The sequence below is a fragment of the Streptomyces sp. ATLC9 genome (assembly GCF_057196705.1).
This window is the reverse complement of record NZ_JBXUOY010000282.1, coordinates 1-6,326: the sequence shown is the minus strand read 5'-3', so window position 1 is coordinate 6,326 and position 6,326 is coordinate 1. Positions and strand designations below refer to the sequence as shown.

Annotated in this window: 7 protein-coding genes; 3 read left to right on the top strand and 4 right to left on the bottom strand. The window is 75.5% G+C overall.

Translation table 11 applies throughout. The features are described from left to right. Positions 1–89: 89 nt before the first annotated feature. Together AC2CJA_RS22500 and nagB are read right to left on the bottom strand one after the other, a co-directional pair. A complete protein-coding gene (locus tag AC2CJA_RS22500) occupies positions 90–1,034 on the bottom strand; it encodes an RNA polymerase sigma-70 factor (RefSeq protein WP_484604500.1) in 945 nt (314 codons plus the stop codon). Positions 1,035–1,224: 190 nt separating this feature from the next. Continuing rightward, positions 1,225–2,010 (bottom strand): glucosamine-6-phosphate deaminase, encoded by a 786-nt coding sequence (gene nagB, locus AC2CJA_RS22495; protein WP_484604499.1) that lies wholly within the window; start codon positions 2,008–2,010, stop codon positions 1,225–1,227. A 160-nt stretch (positions 2,011–2,170) separates the two neighbouring features. Here nagB and AC2CJA_RS22490 point away from each other — a divergent pair, with 160 nt between their 5' ends. Further along, entirely contained in the window at positions 2,171–2,440 is a 270-nt protein-coding gene (locus AC2CJA_RS22490; protein WP_484604498.1) for a hypothetical protein, read from the top strand. Positions 2,441–2,925: 485 nt separating this feature from the next. Here the strand turns inward: AC2CJA_RS22490 and AC2CJA_RS22485 are convergent, their stop codons facing one another. Beyond that, positions 2,926–3,561, bottom strand: coding sequence for a response regulator (locus tag AC2CJA_RS22485; RefSeq protein WP_484604497.1), 636 nt, complete (start codon positions 3,559–3,561; stop codon positions 2,926–2,928). Then, positions 3,558–4,820 carry a sensor histidine kinase gene (locus tag AC2CJA_RS22480; RefSeq protein WP_484604496.1) on the bottom strand — a complete coding sequence of 421 codons (1,263 nt, stop codon included), beginning with the start codon at positions 4,818–4,820 and terminating at the stop codon, positions 3,558–3,560. The genes AC2CJA_RS22485 and AC2CJA_RS22480 overlap by 4 nt, the downstream gene beginning before the upstream one ends. 177 nt (positions 4,821–4,997) lie before the next feature. On the opposite strand from AC2CJA_RS22480, the gene AC2CJA_RS22475 reads away from it, so the two are divergent. Both AC2CJA_RS22475 and AC2CJA_RS22470 read left to right on the top strand, forming a co-directional pair. Next, positions 4,998–6,086, top strand: coding sequence for an ABC transporter permease (locus tag AC2CJA_RS22475; RefSeq protein WP_484604495.1), 1,089 nt, complete (start codon positions 4,998–5,000; stop codon positions 6,084–6,086). After that, the coding region (locus tag AC2CJA_RS22470; RefSeq protein WP_484604494.1) for an ATP-binding cassette domain-containing protein at positions 6,083–6,326 on the top strand (244 nt) is incomplete at its 3' end. The genes AC2CJA_RS22475 and AC2CJA_RS22470, both read left to right, overlap by 4 nt.

Here is a 6,326-nt window from a genome sequence, read left to right as displayed (position 1 = left end):
CGTTGCCCCCCCGGGGCCCGGCGTGGCGGCGGGACCCCCGGGGGCCGGGGCCCCCCCCCCCCGGGGGGGGCCCCCCCTCCGGACCGCGGTCAGAACGCGTGGAACAGAGGTTCTCCGTGCTCAGTGGCCGCCCACACCCCGGTCGCACGCCCGAGCTTGTCGGGATTGGCCTGACTGCGGATGGCGGCGATGCCCTCGGCGGTGACCTCCAGGCACATGACGCCGACGACCCGGCCGTCCACGGCCGCCAGGACGGCCGGCCTCCCGTTGGCGGTCGTGATGTGGAGTTCGGGCGATCCGCCGACCAGGGCGCGCTTGGACCGGGCGGGTTTGAACAGGCCCCGCATGAACTTCGCGACCGCGAGGGCTCCCTCGACCGGCCTGGGACGGGCCGGGGCCTTCCCGCCGCCGTCACCGACCGAGACGGCGTCGGCGGTGAGCAGCCGCACCAGCGGCTCGGTCCTCCCGCCGGCGGCGGCCGCCAGGAACTCCTCGACGATCCGCCGGGCGGCGGCCTCGTCGACCTCGGTACGGGCCCTGCCGTCCGCGATGTGCTTCCTCGCACGGTGGAGGAGCTGCTGGCTGGCGGCCTCGGTGACGCCGAGGACCACGGCGATCTCCCGGTGCGGATAGTCGAAGGCCTCCCGCAGCACGTACACCGCCCGCTCGTGGGGGGACAGCCGCTCCATGAGGGCCAGGACCGCGTACGAGACCGACTCGCGCTGCTCGGCGGTGTCGGCCGGGCCGAGCATCGGGTCCCCTTCCAGCAGCGGCTCGGGGAGCCACTGGCCCACATAGGTCTCGCGCCGCGCGCGGGCCGAGGCGAGCTGGTTGAGGCACAGGTTGGTGAGCACCTTCGTCAGCCAGGCCTCGGGGACCTCCACACGTCCGACTTCGGCGGCCTGCCAGCGCAGGAAGGTCTCCTGTACGGCGTCCTCGGCCTCGCTCGCGGAGCCGAGGAGGCGGTAGGCGATGGCCTCCAGACGGGGCCTGGATGCCTCGAAGCGGTCCACGTCCTTCACGGTCAGCGGCATGGTCCGGATCCTAGTGCCGCGCCGGGCGACCGCCGACCCGCCCTCGCCGGCCCGCCCACGGCCTGGGCATCGTCCCGCGCCGCGGCACCGGTGCCGGGGCCGCCCGGCAGGTCGTACGCGAGGCTCCCCGGAAGAACCCGGCCCGGGCCGGCATGTTCACCGTCTCCGGCGAGGGCGTCCGGCTCGGCCGTCAGAGACCCTGCCAGCGCGGTTTGGCCTCGTAGGTGGCGCGGAAGTAGTCCGCGAGCTTCAGCCCGGACGCCGCCGCCTCGTCCACCACCACCGTGGCGTGGGGATGCGTCTGCAGGGCGGAGGCCGGGACCATCGCGGACAGCGGCCCCTCGACGGTCTGCGCCACGGCCTCCGCCTTGGCCTCGCCGGTGGCGAGCAGCACCAGGTGACGGGCTTCCAGGATGGTGCCGATGCCCTGGGTGACGACGTGGTGCGGCACCTGGTCGATGTCGCCGCCGAAGAAGCGGGCGTTGTCGGCACGGGTCTGCCTGGTGAGCGTCTTGATGCGGGTGCGGGAGGCCAGCGAGGAGCACGGCTCGTTGAAGCCTATGTGCCCGTCGGTGCCGATGCCGAGCAGCTGGAGGTCCACGCCGCCGGCCTCGGCCAGCTCCTTCTCGTACCTCGCGCAGGCCGCCGGGACGTCCCCCGCGGAGCCGTCGGGTCCCATGAAGGACGTCTCGTCCAGCCCGAGCGGCTCCACCACCTCGCGCAGCACCACCGAGCGGTAGGACTCGGGATGCCCGGAGGGCAGGCCGACGTACTCGTCGAGCTGGCAGATCCGGGCGCGCGAGACGTCCACGCCGCCCGCGGCGGCCTTGGCCGCCAGCGCCCGGTAGACGGGCAGCGGCGTCGAGCCGGTGGCCACGCCGAGCAGCGCCTCGGGCTTGCGCCGCAGGAGGCCGGCCACGGCCTCGGCGATGATCTCCCCGCCTGCGTCGGCGTCCGGAACGATGACAACTTCCACGCTGGGCCTGCCGATCCAAGAGTGAACACCAGTGGTATAGACCAACATAGCAGAGGGTGACCCCGGTCCCGGCCGGGACCGGGTGTCGGCGTCGGTGTGGTCGACCCCGACGGCGACACCGTCCGCCTCTCCCCGGTCTGGTCCGCCTCTGCCGCATCCGGTGCTGCTGGACGGGCTGGAGGAGCTGCGCGAGTTCGCCGTCGAACCGGGCGTCGGGCAGCGTGCCCGGCAGCTCTTCCGCGAGGTGTGGCACCGGCCCGCTGCGCCGGACGCCGAGGCCACTTCCGTCGGGGACTACGCGGGCGGCGTCTTCGGACAGCCGAGGTTCCTGCGCGGGCGGGCCGCACGGTGGACCTGTTCACGGGCCACCGTCACGCAGGCACCGACCTGGACTTGCTGGACCTGTGCGTGGCGTGGAGCGTACCGCTGACGCTGACCGCACGTGGGCCGAGATCTCCTCCGGCGTCCACCGGCTCCTCCTTCCCGCCGTCCCTCCCGGCCCCCGCTGCCGGCACACCGGGGTGCGGCGGCCGTCGGCGTGACCGGGCCCAGGGTCCGGCGGGAACCGCGAGCGCCGCGAACCTCGCTTCCTGGCTCCCGCCGGGGAGAGCGCATGACGCTCGACAACGGGACGACGGCATTCCACGGCCCGGCCGCGGGGGCGGCCCGGACACCGGCGTGGTGAGGGCCGCCGGCTTCCCTGGAGAGGTGTCGGGGCGGGTGCCCTCGTCGCGTTCCGGCCCCGGCGGAGACCACCAGATCGTCGTGGAAGCCCTCGCCCCGGGCCCGCGCCGCCAGGCGGTGGGAGCGCACCGCGAAAGAGTGCGGTGACGGCGCGCGCTGGAGGCGGATCCGGCCGGGCGCTCCTGGCCGTGTCGGGTCGCGGGCCCGGTGCGCGACCGCCGGTGCCGCCCGCTATCGCCGGATGAGGCCGAGTTGGGTGGCGGTGGCGACGGCGGCAGTGCGGGATTCGACGCCGAGCTTGGCGTAGACACGGGCCAGGTGGGACTTGACCGTCCCCTCGGTGAGGTGGAGCCGGGCGCCGACGGCCTGGTTGGACAGGCCCTCGGCGACCAGGGCGAGCACCTCGGTCTCCCGCCGGGTCAGGGCGGCGCGGGGAGTGCGCAGCCGGTTCATCAGCCGGTCCGCGACGGCCGGGGCCAGCGTGGTGCGGCCCGCGGCGGCGGTGCGTACGGCGGCGGCCAGGTCCTGGGGCGGGGCGTCCTTGAGGAGGTAGCCGGTGGCCCCGGCCTCGATGGCGGGGAGGGTGTCGGCGTCGGTGTCGTAGGTGGTGACGATCAGCACGCGGGGCGGCGACGGGCGGGCGGTGATCGCGGCGGTGGCCTCGGCGCCGTTCATACCACCGCCGAACTGGAGATCCATGAGGACGACATCGATGTCGCCCCCGGCGGCGCGGGCGACGGCGTCCTCGGCGGTGGCGGCCTCGGCCGCCACCTCGATGCCGGGTTCGGTCTCCAGCACGGCGCGCAGGCCCGCCCGCACCACGGGGTGGTCGTCGGCCAGGAGCAGGCGGATGGCGGGATCGGTCACGAACGTGCCCCGGGCGCGGGTGCGGGTGCGGGTGCGGAACCGGGTGAGGGTCCGGGCGCGGAGCCGTCAGAAGAGCCGAGGGGCAGCCGGGCGGTCAGGGCGGTGCCGCGTCCGGGTGCGGACTCGACGGTGAGCTCCCCGCCGAGGGCGTGGGCACGGGCGCGCATGACGGCCAGTCCGAACCCACCGGACTCCGGGTCGGGGGCGGGCAGCCCGCCGGGATCGAAGCCGCGTCCGTCGTCGGCGATCTCCACGGCGACATGGCCGCCGAGGTGGCCGAGGGTGACCTCGGCGGTGGTGGCCCCGGCGTGGCGGACGGCGTTGGACAGGGCGGACTGGGCGATCCGCAGCAGCGCGACCTCGTGCGCGGTCGGCAGCGGTACGGGGTCGCCCATCAGGTGGAAGCGCACGGTGATCCGGTGGTGCGCACCGGTGGTGGCGCACAGGCGTTCCAGCGCACCGGCCAGGGTGGTGCCCTCCAGGGCGGGCGGGGCGAGGGCGGCGACGAAGCGGCGGGCCTCGGCGAGGTTGTCGACGGCGGCCCGGCGGGCCTGGCCGACATGGCGGGCGGCGGTCTCCGGAGCCCCGGGCAGAGCCCGTTCCGCGGCCCGCAGCAGCAGCTGGATGCTGGTCAGCCCCTGGGCGAGGGTGTCGTGGATCTCGCGGGCCAGGCGTTCGCGCTCGGCCAGCGCACCGGCGGTGTGCTGGGCGGCGGCCAGATCGGCGCGGGTGGCGGTGAGCTCCTCGATCAGGTGCCTGCGCCGCTCGCTCTCCCGGTACAGGGCCTGGTACCCGCGTACCACCGCCACCGCTACGGCGGCGCCGAGGCAGGGACCGATCGCCATCGCCACGCCGAAGGATCCCTGGTGGAGGGCGAAGCCGCCGGTGGCCGCCGCCGCGGTGACCGCCACGGCGGCCGGGCCGGCGTGGCGGGGCAGCAGATGGAGCTGGAGGAAGTACAGCGGGAACGCCACCCACACCCCGTCCGCGGAGAGCGCCAGCAGCACCAGCCAGGCGGCGCCCACCGCGGTCAGCCACAACGCGGCGGCCCGTCGCGAGCGGCTCACCCGGGGCAGCAGCGGGCCTGCCGCGTACACCAGGCCGCACACCACCGCCGCGGCGACGATCCACCCGGCGTGCGGGCGGCCGCCGGCCACGGCCCGGCCGGCGGCCAGTGCGAGCAGCCCGGCGACCAGCAGGTGCAGGCACCAGGTCAGTGCCCGGGCGGTGGGGGTCGGGGCGGGAGCGGCGGCGTTCACAGTCCTTCCATCCTAAGGAGGCGGTCCGGGCCGGGCCTCTGCCGAAAGTTGGAACCGGCGCACCGCCTTTCGGCCCGCCGATTGCCGCCCTGGGCCGGATGCCCTCCCCGGGGGCGGCGGCCGAGAGTGGGGGCACACCGTTCTCCCCTGGTGTCCTCCGGAAGGGCAGGCAGCACCGTGTTCGTCGCGTGGAGAGATCTGAGGTCCGCCAAGGGGCGCTTCGCCCTGATGGGCGCCGTCATCGTGCTGATCACCCTGCTGGTCGGACTGCTGTCCGGTCTGACCGCCGGTCTGGGCCGGCAGAACGTCTCCGCGATCACCTCCCTGCCCGCCGACGCGATCGCCTTCGCGGCGCCGGACGGAGGCGGGGAGCTGTCCTACGCGGACTCCACCGTCACCGAGCGGCAGTGGCGGCGGTGGGCCCGGGTGCCCGGTGTGCGAGGCGCCGAGCCGCTGGGGATCACCACCACGAGGGCCGCCGCCGGGGGAAGGAGCGCCGGGGTGTCCGTCTTCGGCGTCCGGCCCGGCTCCGCGCTCGCCCCCGACGGCGGCCGGCTCGACGGCGACGCGGCGGTCCTTTCCGCCGCCGCCGCGCACGACCTCGGCCTCTTCGAGGGCGACACCCTCACCCTCGCCGGGCGGCGGGCGACCGTCGCCGCCGTGAGCGGCGACGCCTTCTTCAGCCACACCCCGGTCGTCTGGACCGGCCTCGGCCTCTGGCGGGAGATCGCACCTCCCACGAGTGGGACCGACGGGCCGACCGCCACCGTCATCGCCCTGGACACCACCTCCGCCGCCGATGTCGGGGCCGCCGACCGGGCGGCGGGCACCAGGACGGTCTCCAGGGACGACTCACTGTCCGCGATCGGCTCCTACGCCTCCGAGAACGGTTCCCTGCAGCTGATGCGCGGCTTCCTGTTCGTGATCTCCGCCCTGGTCATCGGTGCCTTCTTCACCGTGTGGACCATTCAGCGCAGCGGTGACATCGCGGTCCTGAAGGCCCTGGGCGCCTCCACGGCCACCCTGCTGAAGGACGCGCTCGGCCAGGCCGTCGTCCTGCTGGCCGGCGGCACCCTGACCGGCACCGCCATCGCCGCCGGCATCGGTGCCCTCGTCTCCGGCCGGGACGTGCCCTTCCTGCTCACACCCGCCACCGTCCTCGTCCCGGCCGCCGTGACGATCGCCCTCGGCGCGCTCGGAGCCGCCCTGTCCGTCCGCCGCATCACCTCCGTCGACCCGCTGACCGCTCTGGGGAGCGCCCGATGAGCCTGCGCCTGACCGACGTCACCCTGACCTACCCCGACGGCGACTCCCGTCTGACCGCCCTGGACGGGGTCACCCTGGAGGTTCCGAGAGGCACTGTCACCGCGGTCGTCGGCCCCTCGGGCTCGGGCAAGTCCAGCCTCCTCGCGGTCGCCGCCACCCTCGTCACACCCGACCGCGGGGGGGGGGCCGGCGGCGGGGGGGGGGCCCCGCGGGGGGCGCGCGGGGGCGGCCCGGGCGGGG